We start from the raw sequence: 17,222 nt of genomic DNA on the forward strand, positions 1-17,222 counted from the left end.
AAAATACAGAAAATCAAAGTTTTCTGTATTCATTATAGTACACCGTATTGTTCATCGCTAACATCGGTTACAAACATGTGGCCTGGGGAATGTGTAATCATCAGTTCCGGCTTAGCATGCATGGCAACAGCCTGGGGGGTTACTCCGCAAGCCCAAAATACGGGAACTTCCCCAGCATCAACTGAAACCGCATCACCGAAATCAGGCGCAGCCAAGTCTTGGATCCCAATTGTTTCTGGGCTCCCAATGTGTACCGGACCGCCATGAACAGCTGGAAAACGGCTCGTCACCTGGACAGCACGGACCACATCTTTTTCTTTTACCGGCTTCATGCTGACGACCATATTCCCGTCAAATTTCCCTGCCCTTGTACAAGCGATATTCGACTTATACATCGGTACGTTGCACCCCAGGTCAATATGCCGAATCGGAATGCCATTGTTGATCAAAGCGTGTTCAAAAGTAAAGCTGCAGCCAATCAGAAAACCGACCATGTCATCTTCCCAAAATGGCGTAATATCCTGAACCTCTTCAGATAACTCTCCATTCCGATAGATACGGTAGCTTCCGATATCAGTTCGAATGTCACCCTCTGGAGCAACCAGGGAAGGTATCGGCGAACCTGGTTCGGTCACGTCAAGCAACGGACAGGGTTTTTGGTTTCGTTGGCAAAAAAGCAGAAAACTAAAGGCGTCTTCTTTTTTTAATACTGCGAGATTGGCTTGGGCATATCCTCTGGCCACACCTGCTGTCGGCCCGTTAAACTGGTTGGTTCGGATTAACTCACGAATCTCACGCGGAGACTTCCCGGCTAAATTTTTCAAGACTGCCACTCTCCTTATGATTGAAATAAATCAATGATCGTATAAATCCCCATAAACGTCATGACGACAACAACAAACATTCCTGAAATGAGCAGCCATTTCGGATGCTTATAGTCGCCGACGATTCTTTTTTTCGTTACCGCAACTAGAAGCGACCCAAGAGCGATCGGTAAAATAAGAGCATTTAATGCTCCGACAATAACCAAAACGTCGACAGGACGTCCAACCGTTATAAAAGCAATTGTTGAAATGGCAATAAACGCAATAATAATGAGATTTTTATTTTTTTCAATTGCCGGGCTGAAGGTTTGAATAAACGAAACAGAGGTGTATGCAGCACCGATAACAGACGTAATCGCAGCCGCCCACATCACAATACCGAAAAATTTAAGCCCAATCATTCCAGCTCCATTCTGAAAAACGGAGGCAGCCGGGTTGTTTGGATCTAATGCTGCTCCGCTAGACACAACACCTAGCACAGCAAGGAATAAAGCGATACGCATTACCGTCGTAACCAATATTCCGATAATCGAGCTTTTCGTTACCTCCGGAAGACTGTCAACTCCTTTGACTCCGGCGTCCAAAAGCCGATGACCGCCTGCAAATGTAATATATCCGCCTACCGTTCCTCCGACAAGTGTCACAATTGCAAGTATATCAATTTTGTCAGGCACAAACGTTTTTACTGCAGCTTCTCCAACAGGTGGTGTTGTAGCGAAGGCAATGTAAATCGTTAATAAAATCATAACAATGCCGGCAATTTGCGTAAAACGGTCCATCGCTTTTCCTGCTTCTTTTACCAAGAAGACCAGAATGGCAATTACTGCACTGATTGCAGCCCCCATTTGCGGAGAGATGCCAAATAGAGCCTGCAATCCGAGACCGGCACCGGCAATATTGCCGATGTTGAATGCCAATCCTCCGATCACGATTAAGCCTGCAAGTACAAAGCCCAGACCCGGCAGCACCATATTAGCAATATCCTGTCCTCTTTTTTCAGTGACTGCAATGATGCGCCACACATTCGTCTGGGCGAAAATATCTAATAGTAATGAAATTAAAATAACAAAACCAAAGCTTGCAAGCAGGCTTTGGGTAAATACTGTCGTTTGAGTTAAAAACCCGGGTCCGATCGCTGATGTTGCCATCAAAAAGGCCGCACCGAGCAATAGCGTCCAATTGCTTTTCTTTCCGTTTTTTCCTGATGTATTAATCGGATCCATGTTTTTCCTCCTAGCGTACGGATTTTGCTTCAATGTTAGCTTGTTCGAATGCTCCTCTAATTTTTTTCGCAAAGGATAATGCACGGATTCCGTCGCCGTGAATACAGATGGTGTCTGCTTGTATCGATATTTCTTCTCCGCCAAGCGTTGCAACTTTCTTTTCTTTCACCATCCGAATCACCTGATGGACAGCTTTTTCATCATTCGTAATCAGTGCCTCAGGCTGGCTTCTGGAAGTCAATGTACCATCTGGTTGATAGGTGCGATCGGAGAAAACCTCACTTGCGGTAGCAAGTCCTATATTTTCTCCGGCATTAATTAATTCACTGCCGGAAAGTCCGAATAAAACGAGCTCAGGATTAACCTTATATACCGCTCTGGCAATAGCATCCGCTAAAGAAGGATCCGCGGCAGCCATATTATATAAAGCCCCATGCGGTTTTACGTGCTGCATCTCAGCACCTTCCGCTTTTAAAAATCCGTAGAGGGCGCCAATTTGATAGACAACAAGGTCATATGCTTCTTCAGAAGAAAGCTGCATATTCCGACGACCAAAACCAATTAAATCTGGCAAACCGGGGTGAGCGCCGATTTTTACTTCTTTTTCTAACGCAAGGCCTACCGTCTTTCGCATAACACTCGGATCTCCCGCATGAAATCCGCATGCGATATTCGCTGAGGTGACATAATCAAGAATCTCACTATCGTTCCCTTTTTTATATGTACCAAAGCTTTCTCCCAAGTCACAGTTTACATCAACTCTGCTCATACAGATCACTCCTTTCTCAGGTAGGACGATTATAACATTCGATTTTATAAGAAGGGAGGCGTTATTCATCTGCTATTTTTAATATGAACAAAAAAATCCACCTCATTCAGTGGATTTTTCCGATGGATACGCGCTCGTTATCGTTTGTCATTTTCAGAAAAATTCTTTAAGACATTTCGATAAAGATTGTCATTAAGCTCGTTTTTCGGCTTTTCTGTATCATAGGTTTCATTGTCTAAAGGTTGGAGCTCTTTTAAAGCCTGACGGTATGAGACGTCGTTCATCTTTTCTGGCTGAACATCTTCCCTGGTTACCGGACTCCCGATCCCTTCGTTCCTCTCTGGCTCTTCCTCCGGCAAATGATCGGGAGCACCCGTTTTTCTATTTTCAGGAGAGGCAGCTTTAAGATTCATCGTAATGAGAGCTGCAATGACAATAATGACAAGGATGACAATACCTATCAAATACGTCATACGATCATCTCCTTTTCCTTAGTTTGCTGCCGCTTGGACGACTTTCGCAACACGTCTTCCTAGAGCCGTTCCAATTGCAGCTCCTTCCTCCGGCAAAATATCGCCATCGTTTACCGAGCAAGTAACGCCCGCCCCATAATAAGAGCCATACAGGGCGTTTTCTGGAACATTCGCCGGAAGCCCGACGATGATCATCCCCTGATGAAGCATCGGGGTGATCAGGTTCAGCATCGTGGTTTCAATGCCGCCATGAGTTGTAGCTGTTGTACAAAAAACGGCTCCAATTTTATTAACAAGCAGCCCTTTTGCCCACTGTTTTCCAAGCTTGTCAATCCATGACTTCAACCCTGAGCTGATGGTTCCGAAATGGCCCGGACATCCCCAAATAATTGCATCCATATCTTCAAGCTTATCAATATCAGCTTGATCAACGTGGTCAATAAAAACTTCCGCTGAAGGGATTTCTTTTGCTCCATTCTCAATCGCTTCAGCCAGCTGCTTCGTATGATTGCCTTCACTGTCATAAACAACATAAATCTTCATCTTGCACCCTCCTAAATTCTCAGTTTAATACTCTTTCACTTCTTTTGGAGCAGGCAGCATTTTCACGTTCTTTTTATGTGCTTTCTTTCGCAAATGATCTTTTCGCACATCTCTTAAAAATAATGCAAGAACGACACCAATGCCGCATATAAAAGCAGTTAGAAAAAATGCGTCGTTAATACCCATTACATTTGCTTCGGCATTTGCCTGTTTGAGAAGGCTGCTATAAACGATTTGCTTCGCCTGATCAAGAGGAATATGCAGATGGCCTGCTATCGATTGTACATAAGATTGAAAGCTATGCATAAAACTCGGATCTGCTGTGTTCGTCTGATCAGCTATAACTGAGTAATGAAACGATGTCCGGTTAGTATAAGCAGTAGTAATTAAGCTGATTCCAATCGATCCGCTGATTTGACGAAGGGTATTTGCCATCGCCGTTCCGTGGCTGTTCAGTTCTTTTGGCAGCTGGTTCATACCTGCTGTCATTACCGGCATCATAAGCAGTGAGATTCCAAACGCGCGTATCATATAAATGACCATGATGTGAGTATAAGATGTCTGTACCGTTAAGAACGTATAATCGAACGTTGTAACCGCAGTTATGATTAGTCCGGCAATCGTCAGAGGCCGCGGTCCGTATTTATCAAAAAGTATTCCTGAAATCGGTGACATGACAAGCATCACTAATGCCCCCGGCAATAAGAGCAGCCCAGAATCCAATGCCGAAAAACCAAGCAAATTCTGCAGATAGATCGGCAGCAAAAACATACCGGAAAACAAAGCTACCGTAATAATGATATTTAAGACGCTTGATAATGAGAAAATGTCGTATTTAAACACTCGAAAATCAAGCATAGGTTCAGGTGACTTCAGCTGTTGAAAAATGAACGCGGCAATTCCAACGACACCAATAATAACAGTTGTCAGCACTATAGGATCATCCCAGCCTTCACTTCCCGCTTCGCTTACCCCGTAAAGCAAAGAGGCAAAGCCTGCGACACTAAGGACTGTTCCAAGAAGATCAATTTTAATTTTCCTCGGCTCAACCATATTTCTGAATAAGAAAAATGCGGCGATCAGCACAACAAAAGCCAGCGGCACTAGGCCATTAAACATAAGCCTCCAATGATAATGTTCAATAATCCAGCCGGATAAAGTCGGACCTACAGCGGGAGCAAACATCATGGCCAGCCCAAATACACCCATACCTTTTCCTCGGCTTTCAGGCGGAAAAATAAATAGGATTGTCGTCATAACAAGCGGCTGTAAAATTCCTCCCCCAATTGCTTGGATGAGCCTCCCTGTCATCATGATTGGAAAATTGGTCGCTATTCCGCAGATCAATGTTCCAATTGTAAAAAACATCATCGCTGTAAGAAATAAAGACCTGCTGCCGAATCTGGTGATCAAAAAAGCAGACAAAGGAATCAGGATGCCATTGACCAGCATATAGCCGGTCGTTAACCATTGGATAGTAGAGGTGTCAACACCGAATTCTGTCATTAAATGAGGCAACGCCACGTTCAATAGCGTTTGATTTAAAATAGCCAAAAACAAGCCAGCCATTAGAATGATCAGAATCGATTTCGGATTTTCTGTTTTTGGTTTATTTTCTTGCAATGCCATGGTAAAAAACCTCCTTTCTGTTCAACCTGAGCTTTCATTATTTTTCAATTTTCACAGACGCGTTCATACCCGGTAAAACTTTATCAGAAGGGTTACTGATAGATATCTTCACTTGAACCTTTTGAGTCGTTTTCGTATAATTCCCGCTTGCGTTTGTTTGCGGAAGCAAATCAAACGTGGAGTTTGTTGCATAGCCGATCTTTTCAACTGTCCCTTCAAATGTGGAACCCGGATCCCCGTCGACTGTGACATCTACTTTGTCATTTACTTCTATTTCGCTTAAATCGGTTTCTTTAATATTTGCAGTTACGTACAGGTTATCCATATCGATAACTTCCGCCAAGGCTTGCCCGGCTTGAACGAGTTGTCCATCCTGCGCTTCGTTCTTAACAATCGTTCCATCAGAAATGGTCTTCACATCCTGTGAACCGGATTCAGATTTGACCTTTGCTATTTTATCGTCCTTGGATACTTTATCTCCTTCATTCATGTTCCAGTCGTTCAAAACACCAGCAGCCGAAGCAACGATTTGTGTCCGGTCCCCCTGTACATGCGCTTCATCTGTTTTGACAAATGAGCTGTTTTGATAATAAAAATAAACGCCTCCTGCAATGAGAGCAAGAATGACAATAAGTCCAATTAGATTTGCTACAAGCAATTTTCCTCTGCTCATAATGATTTTCTCCTTTCAAACATGTAAATAAATTTGTTAACAAAGTTAAATATTAATTTAGGATAGTAAAAAAATCAACAGAAAGCTTTCAGATTTTACATGTAAATAATTAGAAATCAATCAATTGGTATATTTCCTTACAAAAATTCCATTTCTACTCAAAAAATATGCTATTGTAAATTTCACCTATTTATTTCTTTGTCCTCGCATGTCTAAATCATTTAAGAATACTTACTCTTGAAGGGAAGCTTTTAAAAGGGGGAGAGTGGTTTGAAAAGAACCTCTTATCGCGGGATAAGTTTAAGGGAAGCTGAGCATGTGATCAGGCATCAAAAGTATGTAAGGAGCGAATCGAGAGTTTTTTGCAATGGGATTACAGCAAAACCCGTTTATGGCCAAGGGGTTTATATGGTAAACGATTTAGAGCTCGCTGCTCAGTACGCGTTTTGTCATGCAGAGGCTGAATTACAGCCTGGGGTTGTCTTAAAGCAAGAAGTCGTGTTTGAAAATCCATTGATTCTTAATCGAAATTATGGAGAAAAACAGCTGAAATTGGATGCATGGACGTGGAAAACATCATCAGCTCTATTTGAATCGATGTCACAGCCTTCTTCTGAAAGGATCGGGGATTGTATAAAGGAGTATTTGCTTCTGAAGGGCTATGATGGCGTGATATCCCACCTTGGAGACGAATTAATTCATTATGTTTCTTATTTTCCCGAAAAACAAATAGGCAAAATCTCGTGGCACCTTTCCTTCAGTATTCAGGATTTGATTGTTTAACGTAAAAGAGCAGCCATCCAGACTGCTCTTTTCTAGCTTGTTGCATTTTTTTCTTTCTGATTGATGATCACATTTGAAAAGTACTTTCTGGCATCTGCATTGCCTATGATCAACTGCTTAACGTCACCTGTTTGCGAATGGGAAAACTTAAGCACAGAGCCATTAAAGTTTTCATACACATGACTAATGTAGTATCCATTAGCCAGAAGCCCATCAATCAGCTTTTTTTCCTTTTCGTATTCCTTAAATTCTGACATCCGCTTCATCCTTTTTATATTAATACTTACACATAGCTAGCGATGTTGGACCGGCATTTTCAGTTCGGATTCCGATCGAAATCTGCTTCGTTTTAAATATTTTCCGGCTCCCGGCTTTCCTGTAAAAGCCTTATCCTTGATGACAAATTCCCCTCTGCTTAGCACAGATACAGGCTCACCAGTAACCTCCATGCCCTCAAAAGCATTGTAGTCCACATTCATATGGTGAGTGGAAGCAGAAATTGTCCGCTTTTTATTCGGATCAAAGATCACAATGTCAGCGTCACTGCCGACAGCAATCGTCCCTTTTTTCGGAAAAAGTCCGAACAGCTTTGCACTTTTCGTACTGACGAGATCGACAAATTGATTAAGGCTGATTCTTCCTTTTTTTACACCTTCCGAAAATAACAAGCTGAACCGGTCTTCAATCATCGGTCCGCCATTTGGTATTTTCGAAAAATCATCCCGTCCCAAATCTTTCTGGCCGTTAAAATGGAACGAACACTGATCAGAACCGAACGTCTGCAGCTGTCCGCTTTTTAGCGCGTTCCATAACACCTCTTGATTCCACTTCTCTCTCAGCGGCGGGGACCAAACGTACTTGGCACCTTCAAAATTTTCTTTTTCCAAATCCGTTTGATCGAGCAAAAGATACTGTGGGCACGTCTCACCCCATACTTGGTAGCCTTTCGACCTGGCTTCGGTAATTTTTTTCACCGCTTCTGCACATGACACGTGCACCACATACAATTGGGAGCCTGCGAGCCCTGTTAGCTCGGCTGCCCTTCCCGTTGCTTCTCCTTCCAGCTCTGGAGGACGGGTTAACGCATGATAAATCGGGGAAGTGTTCCCTTCACTCAGCGCTTTAGTGACCAAATATTCAATCACATCACCGTTTTCAGCATGAACCATTACGAGGGCGCCAAGCTTCTTCGCTTCCACTAACGTACGGAAAAGCGTTTCATCATCAGCCTGAAAAACATGCTTGTAAGCCATGAATACCTTAAAGGAGGTAATCCCTTCTTCTTCGATGATAACAGGAAGCTCATTTAAAATAGCTTCATTGGCCTCGCCGATCATCAGATGAAATCCATAATCAATGACTGCTTTGTGCTGCGACTTTTCATGCCAAGTATTGACTGCTTTTTGCAGGGGCTCTCCTTTATTCGTAAGGCAAAAATCGATGATCGTCGTAGTCCCGCCATAAGCAGCTGCGATCGTTCCTGATTCAAAATCATCACACGTTACTGTGCCGCCAAACGGCATATCGAGATGAGTATGAGGATCGATCCCGCCAGGAAAGAGGTAATTCCCTGTCGCATCAATAATCTCCGCTTCTTCCGCGTCAAAATCCGTTCCAATCGCAGCAATTTTTTCGTCTTCAATCAAGACATCCGCTTCATACATGTCTGAGGCTGTTACAATTGTTCCGCCTTTAATTAGTTTTGCCACCGCTTTACGCCCTCCTTCATTTAATCAAGTGATTCTTTGTATCGCCGCTTGGCGTTCATTCCATGTCATCGGCTTCGAGCTCGGAATTTCAATCATGTCAATCGCGTTTTCTACCGGGCAAACGATGCTGCACAGGTTGCAGCCGACACAATCCTCTTCTCTGACAGAAAGATAGCCCTTGCCGTGCTCATCGGTCAGCCTGTCAATGCATTGGTGCGCCGTGTCCTCGCAAGCAATGTAGCATTTGTTGCAGTTGATGCACGCATCCTGATTGATACGTGCGACGCTTTTATAGTTCAAATCCAGGTTGCCCCATTCGGTGTACCGTTCGACTGTTTTTCCGATCAGCTCTTCAACCGAGTGAAGCCCTTTGTCATCCAAATAGTTGGTCAGTCCGTCAACCATATCTTCAACGATGCTGAATCCGTGATGCATTACTGCTGTACACACTTGAACGCTTCCCGCTCCCATCAGCATGAATTCGACGGCATCCCGCCAATCAGAGATTCCGCCTATACCTGAAATCGGCACGTTAATGCTGGTGTCACCGGCACATTTCCCAACCATATTAAGAGCAATCGGCTTAACCGCGGGACCGCAATAACCTCCGTGTGATCCTTTCCCGCCAACGTGAGGAACAGTATTCCAAGAATCAATATCCACTCCCATTAAGCTGTTAATCGTATTGATCATGCTCACCGCATCCGCTCCGCCTTGAACAGCAGCATATGCAGTTGCTGTGATATCCGTTATATTTGGCGTCAGCTTGACAATGACCGGCGTCTTTGCGGCTTCCTTCACCCAATACGTCTGTTTTTCCACCAGCTCCGGTACCTGTCCGGTCGCTGATCCCATACCGCGTTCTGCCATACCGTGCGGACAACCGAAGTTCAGCTCCAATCCGTCCACTCCTGCAGCCTCTGTTTTTTTCACAAGCTCGTGCCATTTTTCCTGAATCGGGTCAACCATTAAGGATGCAATGATCGCGTGGTTTGGAAATTTCTTTTTTGTTTCATAAATTTCTTTTAGGTTTACTTCGAGAGGACGATCGGTGATGAGTTCAATGTTGTTAAAGCCCGTAACGCGGCGGCCGTTAAAATGAAGGGCAGAAAATCTTGATGATACATTGAGGATTGGATCGCCGAGCGTCTTCCAGACCGCTCCGCCCCATCCCGCTTCAAATGCCCGCTGAACTTGATATCCTGAGTTGGTCGGCGGTGCCGAGGCGAGCCAAAACGGATTAGGAGCCTCGATCCCTGCAAAGGTAATATGTAAATCTGCCAAAAGAGCTAACCTCCTTTATTAAGCTGTTTCATGCTTTACTGCAGCTGACAGTAGACGGTGAATTGAATGGGCAGCCATTTTTCCTTGCTGAGCAGCCGTCACAACCATCGCATCCCCTTTGCCTGCTTTAAAAATGACATCGCCTGCAGCAAAGATTTTCGAGTTGGAGGTTTGGTACGTTCCGCTATCAATCGTTACGATACCTTGCTCATGGTCAAGCTCCATTTCTTCTATTAGACGGGTGTATCGGGTTTGGCCGATGGCGAGAATAACGGCATCCGTATCCATCACTTCGTTCGACCCTTCAATAGGAACTGCCTGTCGTCTGCCGGAGTGATCAGGCTCTTTGATTTCCATGGAAACACATTCAATCCCCCTTACAGCTCCGTTTTCATCTCCGAGAATCTTGACGGGCTGTGTGAGCCATTCAAATTCAATTTCATCCTGCTTAGCAAAATCGTATTCAAAAGGGTACGCGGTCATTTCCTTAACTGTCCTTCTGTATAAGACATTTACCTTCTTAGCTCCTAAACGAACCGAACAGGTAGCGGCATCTATTGCCGTATTTCCGGCACCTACGACGGTTACTTTTTTTCCGACAAAATCTTGTGTTAATGGAGGTGATTTCGTACTTTTTACAAAATCAATCGCGTCATACACTCCATTTAAACCTTCTCCCTCAATGTTCAGGGAAGGAACATCAGACATGCCTATAGCTAAGACGACGGCATCATGTCCATCAATAAGTTCTTTTACCGAAATATCCGTGCCTACTCGCGAATTGGTGCGGATCTCAACTCCTAACTGTTCTACCTGGCTTACTTCCCATAATGATACGTCTTGCGGCAGTCGGAAAGAAACAATCCCATATGTGTCGAGACCGCCAGCCTTATCTTCAGCTTCAAAGATTGTGACACTAAAGCCAGTGCGGGCGAGCTCTCTTGCGGCCGATAGCCCTGCGGGACCTCCTCCGATCACTGCAATTTTTTTCCCATTCGGCAATCCGGGCTGAAAAAGCTGCTGATTGTTTGTCATCGCCCAATTCGTAGCGTGACGCTGCAAATTGCCAATCATAATCGGAAGGGAAGCATCGTTCAAAACACAGGCCCCTTCGCACAGCTCTTCTGTCGGACAAACTCTGGCACATGTTGCTCCTACCGGATTCGCATCCATGATCACTTTAGCCGATCCTTTCATATTTCCTGAGGCAATCTTCTTTATAAACGATGGAATATTTATTTCTGTTGGGCATGCTTTTATACAAGGCGCGTCATAGCAGTACAGACATCTGTTTGCTTCATCCATTACTTCTTTCGGTGATAAATCAGGTTCAATTTCTGCAAAATTGGCTGAGAGATCGTGAAGTGAAATATTTTTATGCAGCAGTCTGTTTTTATTCAAGCTTTTCATGCACCTCTTTCGTTTAAATTTTCTCAAAATTCATAACATTATCGTATTGTATCAATAATTGAATGTCAATCTTTTAATTGCATATTAAAATATGTTTTTATTTTATAAAATAGAAAACTCATTTATAATAATGAAAAAGATAGAGAGATGTGAGAGTATGAATCAGCAAGAGATGGCAGCTGAAATCAATGCGCTGGAAAGAAAAATAGAAGAACAGCAGCACACATTGGCTCAATTAAAGGAAACATTAACTTGTTTGGAAGAACAGGAAGCAGAACGCCGCCGTTTTATTTCGTCTAAAGAAATAATCGATTTGGTTTATTCACACATCGGCAAACGGTTGAATATGTCTACCATGAAACGATGGGCAGACGAAGGCTACCTTGGAGAAGTTATTGATGAAAAAGAAAGATTCTGGGCCATAAAATCTAAGCAAGGGAAAAAAAGATACGTGTATCCGAAAGCTGCCGTTTTTCCATTTTTAAATGAAAAAGGCTACTTAAAACCTAAATTTGCAGTGCTCGATGCGGTTGAAGCAAAACAAGGGATTAAAGGAATGATTATTGATTTTTATCTCGAAAAAGAACATTTTTGCTACACTCTCCAGCTTGACGGCACGTTCCAATCCATTAGCGGAATCAATGAAGATGACCTGCAGCTAGTTGAGAAGGAGATTTGATCGATGAAAGCAAACGTCCGATTGATAAACAATAAAGAAAATCAAGCCATTGCCCGGCAAATCAGAGATTACAATCTCCGTACAGGAAATACTGTATCAATCTCCTTTGAAGAAAATTTATCGGAAATTGTGTTTTCTGGAGAAAAAATCCTCATACCACACAAATATTGGAATAAGGATAATCTGATCATCGAAGGAGAAGCAAAAAAAGAAGAAAACGACTGCCTCATCGAGCCAAGCGAAAAAGGAAAAACAGTCAACCTCCATCTCGATGCCGAGCTCGTCGACGAACTAAACAAAATCAAAGAGCACGTCTTAAGCAAAACCCAGCACGAAATCGTCCTTGAATTATTTAAAAAAGGGCTACATCAGTATAAACGTGAGAATCAGTAGGGGGTTGAAGCAGTGAAAAAGTTTTTTTACGCAGGGTTATTATCGACGCTGGCTTCAATTATCTGTTCTCTTTTGACAAATGATACAACCTACATCTATAAAGTAGCAGGCACTCTTGCAGTCATCGGAATTATTTTATCAGGGCTTTATCTCCAGACGTTTACCACTGAATTCCAGCAGCGAGGACATTCCAATACAGAAAGCAAAGAGGATCGTAAACAACGAACGGATAGCGGAATTAACTGGGCACTCTTTGCCTTGCCGAACACTCTGTGCTGCATTGTTGTATTTTTGTTTTTTTAGATGCTCAGGATTAAGCGGGTGAGCTGGAGCTTGGTGGCACTTGAAAAAGTGGTGCGAGGCAAATGCTGGTATATTGGTTGGATCGCCGGTATATAGTAAACGGGAAGCGTTATACTCATACTTTTGCTACATTTAAAAGGGTTGAAGACATTAAGAAAGAGTGGAAACATTCCAATCCAACGAAAGCTTGGATTCGTGAAGATATGAAGTTCCATGCACTGAAACACAATCCCCTCCAGGAATTAAAACTGGATAAATTGCCACATCCAGATAAATATGCTTCATTAGTAAATCCTCAAGGTCCTCGTATCAGTAAACGAAAAACTCTTCTCAGGTAGAATCAAAGAAATTCGTCTCCCATGTGTCAATGATGCTATCTTTATCTTCAGAAATGGGAGACTTTTTCGAGATAACAATCGAAGACGCTTTCCTACTCTATCAGATCAATCCTTCAGCAAGTTTCAACTTGTTTAATCCAATTTCTTATTTCTCTAGTCAAATTTAAATAAATACGTTTTTTTCGTATGTCTTGATAGGCTCATTCGCCAATTCAAGGTTGCTTGGTGAGCTTTTTCGAAGTATGCTGATGCCTTTTCAAAATCATCATGATGTTTATGATACATCGCAATATCTAAGGTTAATTCGGCAACGTCTGACCATCAATCTTTACTGCCTAGGTAATCCAATGCATTTTCAATTGAAATACTATCTCCTATGTCATACAAAGCATGGATCAAATTTAGTTTCGATAAATACTCAATTTCTCCTTCTTCTTTAGCACGAGAAACAGCTTGGGTATGCCAATGACGCGCTTCGTCCATCTTTTCCAATTTATATAAACTCCTGCTTAGCATGTACATCGAACGAATACAAAAGATGGATTGGTTATGTTCTGGAATATTAATCGCTTTCAAAAAACAATCTATAGCTTCTGGTAACACGTTTCTTCAGTCATAGGATATACCGAGGTTGAAATAAGCAAGGCTCTCTGTGTAACGAAACCCGTGGGTTTTCGCTCTATCTAAGGCGTTCTTGTAATGGTTTTCGGCTTCATCGTACCGGTGAAGATCAAGTTTATTTGCTGCTAAAACCATTTCACTGTTAATGGTTTTTTCAATATAGTCCTCAGTTGCATTAAAAGATTCGAACGCTTTTTTTGCATAATTTAATGAAAAGAAGTGTTGATCGACTTGGTAATAGGCAATAGCAAATTTGTAATAATTGATCGCATCCATATAGTTTTTTTTATGAAATTCGTAGATTCTTGAAAAAAATAAATAATAATATTGAATCATGGTGTTTGTTTGTTTAATATCGCCTTTGTTTTTATTAATCAATTGATAAACTCTATCTGATTCTGGGAATTCTTGAACCATGAGGCTATGACGAAAATCTAAGAGACTAAAGTATAGGAGTAAGTCTTGGTGGTCTTCTATAACAGGATAGGTATGAAGAATCTGATCTCTCATTGCAACTGCCTTAGGAATATTGTGTCGTTTAATGTCGTGATACCAATGGTTTAACATTTTAGCGACTTCTTCATACGAACCTTCATTAGTCAATCACTTTCCCCCCTTCCTTTTTACAAATTTAAGATTATCCATTATCTGTATTATGACAAAAATCGGGTTTTTTGAAAGTGTCGGAATTAAACGAAAATAATTACTGGGCAGTCATTCTGAAGAAATGAAGTTTCGCGTTGACACACAAGCTCCTGATTTTCGTGATATTGAACAAACTCCCGACAAATTTCTTATGCAGGCTGCACGTTTACTTCGAAAATCAGCTTGCCTTATGATAATTGTAAGAAAAGAAAACGGAGGGATACATATGGCTAGAATCAGCTTGCAAAATATTTATAAAACATATGATAAAAACGTGACAGCGGTTAAGGATTTTAATTTAGAAATTAATGATAAAGAGTTTATTGTCTTTGTCGGACCTTCCGGATGCGGCAAATCAACCACTTTACGTATGATTGCCGGACTTGAGGAAATTTCCTCCGGAAGCTTCTATATTGACGACAAGCTGATGAATGATGTTGCCCCAAAAGACAGAAATATCGCGATGGTCTTTCAAAACTATGCCCTTTACCCTCACATGGATGTTTATAGCAATATGGCATTCGGATTAAAATTAAGAAAATATAAAAAAGACGAAATCGACCGCCGTGTAAAAGATGCAGCAAAAATTCTCGGTTTAGAGGACTATTTAAACCGCAAGCCAAAAGCGCTGTCTGGCGGACAACGTCAGCGGGTTGCCCTCGGCAGGGCGATTGTTCGTGATGCGAAAGTGTTCTTAATGGACGAGCCTTTGTCTAATCTGGATGCAAAGCTTCGTGTGCAAATGAGAACAGAAATTCAAAAACTGCATAAACGGCTTCAAACGACAACAATCTATGTAACACATGATCAAACCGAAGCGATGACTATGGCAACTCGCTTAGTCGTCATGAAAGACGGTATCATTCAGCAGGTGGGCGCGCCAAAAGAAGTTTATGACAATCCAGACAATGTGTTCGTTGGCGGGTTCATCGGCTCTCCTTCAATGAATTTCTTTCAAGGTACCCTATCAAACGGATACTTTCATATTGATGAGAAAACGAAAGTGAAAGTGCCTGAGGATAAATACAAGGATTTACTTGATCAAGGGTATAACAATAAAGAAATAATCCTTGGCATTCGCCCGGAAGACATTCACGATGATGCAGAATTTATGAAAGCATCATCAGAAACAAAGTTAAACATCATGATCGAGGTCTCCGAATTAATGGGTTCTGAAACATACCTGTACTCTAGCATCAACAACCAGAATTTCGTCGCTCGTGTGGATGCGCAGGCTTCAGCAGCAAGCGGACAATTTAAAGAGTTAGCCTTCGATATGGCGAAGGCGCACTTCTTTGATAATGAAACTGAAGAACGTATTACCGCAGAGATGAAAGAGTCCGTATCGCAAATTGTTTGAATCGTTTATTAAAAAAACATCCAGCGATCGCGTATGTTCTTAGGAATGCTACGCGATCGCTGGATGGATTTGTTTGGATGCTTTAATTTTAAACACAGCCCCTCTTTCTCTTTCTAAAGTCGACCTCTATATCCTTTAATCTCTCTCTTGCCACTTTTCCTTCATTTCTACGAGATAGCTCTTGGTACATCTTATTTAGACTAATTGGTTTCATATGGATATAATAATAATAATTAGGTAATATTCGTCCTTTTCCCTTTTACCAACAATTAAAGGGCAAAAGTAGGGTAAATGTGCTGGGATCCGTGTGATTGAAGAAAATCAATGTTATGATATAGGATATTAGTAATATACAACACATAAAACAACGCAACATTTAAAGAATTTGTTTAATTAAGCGGAGGTTATTATGAATCTGTTGGAAAACTCGGATAACAAACATAAAGGACTAGAAATTTTCTTAAAATCGATTATGTCATTCATTGGCGTAGCCTTGCTTGCTATGGGGGCAATGCTGTGTAAACAAGGAAATGTAGGGCTCGATCCTTTTACAGCGATAAATATTGGAATTTCGGATAAAATAGGCTTGAGTTTAGGCACTTATCAGCTCCTGGCCAATCTGTTCATTATCTTATTTGTTTTATTTTTGGATCGAAAAAAAATCGGCATTGGCACAGTTATTAATATGGTTGGTGCCGGTTTTATGATTGATTGGTTCTCGAGTATTTACAGCTCTGTATTTCATTATGAACCAACCATTCTGACCGGCATTGTGAATGGAATATTAGGACTGCTTCTTTTCACTCTGGGCACTTCTTTATATATGTGCGCGAAAGTCGGTGTTGCTCCTTATGATGCACTTGCGCCGATCGCATCAAAAAGGCTGCGTGTTAAGTATAGAATTTGCCGAGTTGTCCAGGATTTAGGATTTATGGTTTCTGCTTTAATTGCAGGCGGTCCGATTGGTCCAGCAACAATCATTATTTCATTTTTTGCAGGTCCGTTAATCTCTTTTTGGAATACTCGTCTCAGTAGAAATATTGCTGCATCAATAGTTGAATTCAGCAAAAACCCTTCCGGAAAGAATATTGGACATGGAGTCGGAGGAGCCGGCAGATATACAGTTCATTTGGTCAAAGAAAGTTATAACCTGACACTGATTACACAGGAACAGCTGTCCGATTATTCTGATGAAGAACTGGAGCAGAGAGTACAACAAACAGCTCGAACCCTCAAAGACACAAAAGCAGTTGTAAGAAATACAATAAATCAATATGTGATGTTAAAAAGAGAAGAACGCCGTCGGAAAAAAGCTGAAAACCAGAATAAAAAGAATGAAAAAAAACAATGATGCTTTAGTCTGAACCTCATAAATGGGATTCAGAAATAATAGCCAGTTCCCTATATTTAGTGGAACTGGCTTTATTTTTGTATAATGGCTATTAACTCCTCTTTACTAATACTCTCAGGTAATATCACAATAACTCCCTCCCAAAATCCCAGACTTTTTGGATGATTATTGATTTTGATGTGGGGAATAATGATTACGATAGAAAAATTACG

20 protein-coding genes are annotated in these 17,222 nt (G+C 41.8%); 7 read left to right on the forward strand and 13 right to left on the reverse strand.

All coding sequences use genetic code 11. The features are described from left to right. Nucleotides 1-32: 32 nt before the first annotated feature. The 7 genes from AM592_RS13475 to AM592_RS13505 all read right to left on the reverse strand — a co-directional run bounded on the left by AM592_RS13475 (nucleotide 33) and on the right by AM592_RS13505 (nucleotide 6,134). Nucleotides 33-824, reverse strand: a complete 792-nt coding sequence (locus AM592_RS13475; RefSeq protein WP_053604266.1) for a putative hydro-lyase — start codon at nucleotides 822-824, stop codon at nucleotides 33-35. 14 nt (nucleotides 825-838) lie between these two features. Continuing rightward, the gene (locus AM592_RS13480; protein WP_053604267.1) at nucleotides 839-2,047 is read right to left on the reverse strand and encodes an NRAMP family divalent metal transporter; all 1,209 of its coding nucleotides are present in this window, start codon (nucleotides 2,045-2,047) and stop codon (nucleotides 839-841) included. A 10-nt stretch (nucleotides 2,048-2,057) separates the two neighbouring features. Further along, nucleotides 2,058-2,816, reverse strand: coding sequence for a 5-oxoprolinase subunit PxpA (locus tag AM592_RS13485; protein ID WP_053604268.1), 759 nt, complete (start codon nucleotides 2,814-2,816; stop codon nucleotides 2,058-2,060). 137 nt (nucleotides 2,817-2,953) lie between these two features. Beyond that, nucleotides 2,954-3,289 (reverse strand): hypothetical protein, encoded by a 336-nt coding sequence (locus AM592_RS13490; protein WP_053604269.1) that lies wholly within the window; start codon nucleotides 3,287-3,289, stop codon nucleotides 2,954-2,956. An 18-nt stretch (nucleotides 3,290-3,307) separates the two neighbouring features. Continuing rightward, a complete protein-coding gene (locus AM592_RS13495; RefSeq protein WP_053604270.1) occupies nucleotides 3,308-3,832 on the reverse strand; it encodes an NAD(P)H-dependent oxidoreductase in 525 nt (174 codons plus the stop codon). A 24-nt stretch (nucleotides 3,833-3,856) separates the two neighbouring features. Then, nucleotides 3,857-5,461 carry a DHA2 family efflux MFS transporter permease subunit gene (locus AM592_RS13500; RefSeq protein WP_053604271.1) on the reverse strand — a complete coding sequence of 535 codons (1,605 nt, stop codon included), beginning with the start codon at nucleotides 5,459-5,461 and terminating at the stop codon, nucleotides 3,857-3,859. A 37-nt stretch (nucleotides 5,462-5,498) separates the two neighbouring features. Further along, a complete protein-coding gene (locus AM592_RS13505; protein ID WP_053604272.1) occupies nucleotides 5,499-6,134 on the reverse strand; it encodes a biotin/lipoyl-containing protein in 636 nt (211 codons plus the stop codon). A gap of 270 nt (nucleotides 6,135-6,404) precedes the next feature. On the opposite strand from AM592_RS13505, the gene AM592_RS13510 reads away from it, so the two are divergent. Next, entirely contained in the window at nucleotides 6,405-6,917 is a 513-nt protein-coding gene (locus tag AM592_RS13510; protein WP_053604273.1) for a hypothetical protein, read from the forward strand. Nucleotides 6,918-6,949: 32 nt separating this feature from the next. Here the strand turns inward: AM592_RS13510 and AM592_RS13515 are convergent, their stop codons facing one another. Genes AM592_RS13515 through AM592_RS13530 form a run of 4 tightly spaced genes read right to left on the reverse strand, consistent with a single transcriptional unit; the run spans nucleotide 6,950 to nucleotide 11,293 of the window. Continuing rightward, on the reverse strand, nucleotides 6,950-7,174 hold the full coding sequence (locus tag AM592_RS13515) for a hypothetical protein (protein ID WP_053604274.1): 225 nt from the start codon (nucleotides 7,172-7,174) through the stop codon (nucleotides 6,950-6,952). A 36-nt stretch (nucleotides 7,175-7,210) separates the two neighbouring features. Further along, a complete protein-coding gene (gene hydA / locus AM592_RS13520) occupies nucleotides 7,211-8,626 on the reverse strand; it encodes a dihydropyrimidinase (protein WP_053604275.1) in 1,416 nt (471 codons plus the stop codon). A 24-nt stretch (nucleotides 8,627-8,650) separates the two neighbouring features. Next, entirely contained in the window at nucleotides 8,651-9,910 is a 1,260-nt protein-coding gene (gene preA / locus AM592_RS13525; RefSeq protein WP_053604276.1) for an NAD-dependent dihydropyrimidine dehydrogenase subunit PreA, read from the reverse strand. Between the two features lie 18 nt (nucleotides 9,911-9,928). Further along, entirely contained in the window at nucleotides 9,929-11,293 is a 1,365-nt protein-coding gene (locus AM592_RS13530) for an NAD(P)-dependent oxidoreductase (RefSeq protein WP_376773387.1), read from the reverse strand. A 184-nt stretch (nucleotides 11,294-11,477) separates the two neighbouring features. Between AM592_RS13530 and AM592_RS13535 the strand changes: the two genes are divergently transcribed. The 4 genes from AM592_RS13535 to AM592_RS13550 all read left to right on the forward strand — a co-directional run bounded on the left by AM592_RS13535 (nucleotide 11,478) and on the right by AM592_RS13550 (nucleotide 13,033). Continuing rightward, nucleotides 11,478-11,999, forward strand: coding sequence for a hypothetical protein (locus AM592_RS13535; protein ID WP_053604278.1), 522 nt, complete (start codon nucleotides 11,478-11,480; stop codon nucleotides 11,997-11,999). A 3-nt stretch (nucleotides 12,000-12,002) separates the two neighbouring features. Further along, nucleotides 12,003-12,392 (forward strand): hypothetical protein, encoded by a 390-nt coding sequence (locus AM592_RS13540; protein WP_053604279.1) that lies wholly within the window; start codon nucleotides 12,003-12,005, stop codon nucleotides 12,390-12,392. Between the two features lie 12 nt (nucleotides 12,393-12,404). Beyond that, nucleotides 12,405-12,695, forward strand: coding sequence for a DUF5316 domain-containing protein (locus tag AM592_RS13545; protein WP_053604280.1), 291 nt, complete (start codon nucleotides 12,405-12,407; stop codon nucleotides 12,693-12,695). 62 nt (nucleotides 12,696-12,757) lie between these two features. After that, entirely contained in the window at nucleotides 12,758-13,033 is a 276-nt protein-coding gene (locus AM592_RS13550; RefSeq protein WP_053604281.1) for a hypothetical protein, read from the forward strand. Between the two features lie 321 nt (nucleotides 13,034-13,354). Here AM592_RS13550 and AM592_RS24675 read toward each other — a convergent pair whose 3' ends face one another. Beyond that, nucleotides 13,355-13,525 (reverse strand): hypothetical protein, encoded by a 171-nt coding sequence (locus AM592_RS24675; protein ID WP_225970228.1) that lies wholly within the window; start codon nucleotides 13,523-13,525, stop codon nucleotides 13,355-13,357. 117 nt (nucleotides 13,526-13,642) lie between these two features. Further along, the gene (locus AM592_RS24680) at nucleotides 13,643-14,257 is read right to left on the reverse strand and encodes a response regulator aspartate phosphatase (RefSeq protein ID WP_053604282.1); all 615 of its coding nucleotides are present in this window, start codon (nucleotides 14,255-14,257) and stop codon (nucleotides 13,643-13,645) included. Between the two features lie 268 nt (nucleotides 14,258-14,525). On the opposite strand from AM592_RS24680, the gene AM592_RS13560 reads away from it, so the two are divergent. Together AM592_RS13560 and AM592_RS13565 are read left to right on the forward strand one after the other, a co-directional pair. After that, nucleotides 14,526-15,659 (forward strand): ABC transporter ATP-binding protein, encoded by a 1,134-nt coding sequence (locus tag AM592_RS13560; protein WP_053606114.1) that lies wholly within the window; start codon nucleotides 14,526-14,528, stop codon nucleotides 15,657-15,659. 409 nt (nucleotides 15,660-16,068) lie between these two features. Continuing rightward, entirely contained in the window at nucleotides 16,069-17,010 is a 942-nt protein-coding gene (locus tag AM592_RS13565; RefSeq protein ID WP_053604283.1) for a YczE/YyaS/YitT family protein, read from the forward strand. The last annotated feature ends 212 nt before the right edge of the window (nucleotides 17,011-17,222 follow it).

Source organism: Bacillus gobiensis, assembly GCF_001278705.1.
Taxonomy (GTDB): domain Bacteria; phylum Bacillota; class Bacilli; order Bacillales; family Bacillaceae; genus Bacillus; species Bacillus gobiensis.

What these genes read in the sequence shown, in the direction of transcription:
- AM592_RS13480 (WP_053604267.1), bottom strand. Translation starts at nt 2,047, where the DNA reads ATGGATCCGATTAATACATCAGGAAAAAACGGAAAGAAAAGCAATTGG.
- AM592_RS13485 (WP_053604268.1), bottom strand. Translation starts at nt 2,816, where the DNA reads ATGAGCAGAGTTGATGTAAACTGTGACTTGGGAGAAAGCTTTGGTACA.
- AM592_RS13490 (WP_053604269.1), bottom strand. Translation starts at nt 3,289, where the DNA reads ATGACGTATTTGATAGGTATTGTCATCCTTGTCATTATTGTCATTGCA.
- AM592_RS13495 (WP_053604270.1), bottom strand. Translation starts at nt 3,832, where the DNA reads ATGAAGATTTATGTTGTTTATGACAGTGAAGGCAATCATACGAAGCAG.
- AM592_RS13500 (WP_053604271.1), bottom strand. Translation starts at nt 5,461, where the DNA reads ATGGCATTGCAAGAAAATAAACCAAAAACAGAAAATCCGAAATCGATT.
- AM592_RS13505 (WP_053604272.1), bottom strand. Translation starts at nt 6,134, where the DNA reads ATGAGCAGAGGAAAATTGCTTGTAGCAAATCTAATTGGACTTATTGTC.
- AM592_RS13515 (WP_053604274.1), bottom strand. Translation starts at nt 7,174, where the DNA reads ATGTCAGAATTTAAGGAATACGAAAAGGAAAAAAAGCTGATTGATGGG.
- AM592_RS13535 (WP_053604278.1), top strand. Translation starts at nt 11,478, where the DNA reads ATGAATCAGCAAGAGATGGCAGCTGAAATCAATGCGCTGGAAAGAAAA.
- AM592_RS13540 (WP_053604279.1), top strand. Translation starts at nt 12,003, where the DNA reads ATGAAAGCAAACGTCCGATTGATAAACAATAAAGAAAATCAAGCCATT.
- AM592_RS13550 (WP_053604281.1), top strand. Translation starts at nt 12,758, where the DNA reads ATGCTGGTATATTGGTTGGATCGCCGGTATATAGTAAACGGGAAGCGT.
- AM592_RS13560 (WP_053606114.1), top strand. Translation starts at nt 14,526, where the DNA reads ATGGCTAGAATCAGCTTGCAAAATATTTATAAAACATATGATAAAAAC.
- AM592_RS13565 (WP_053604283.1), top strand. Translation starts at nt 16,069, where the DNA reads ATGAATCTGTTGGAAAACTCGGATAACAAACATAAAGGACTAGAAATT.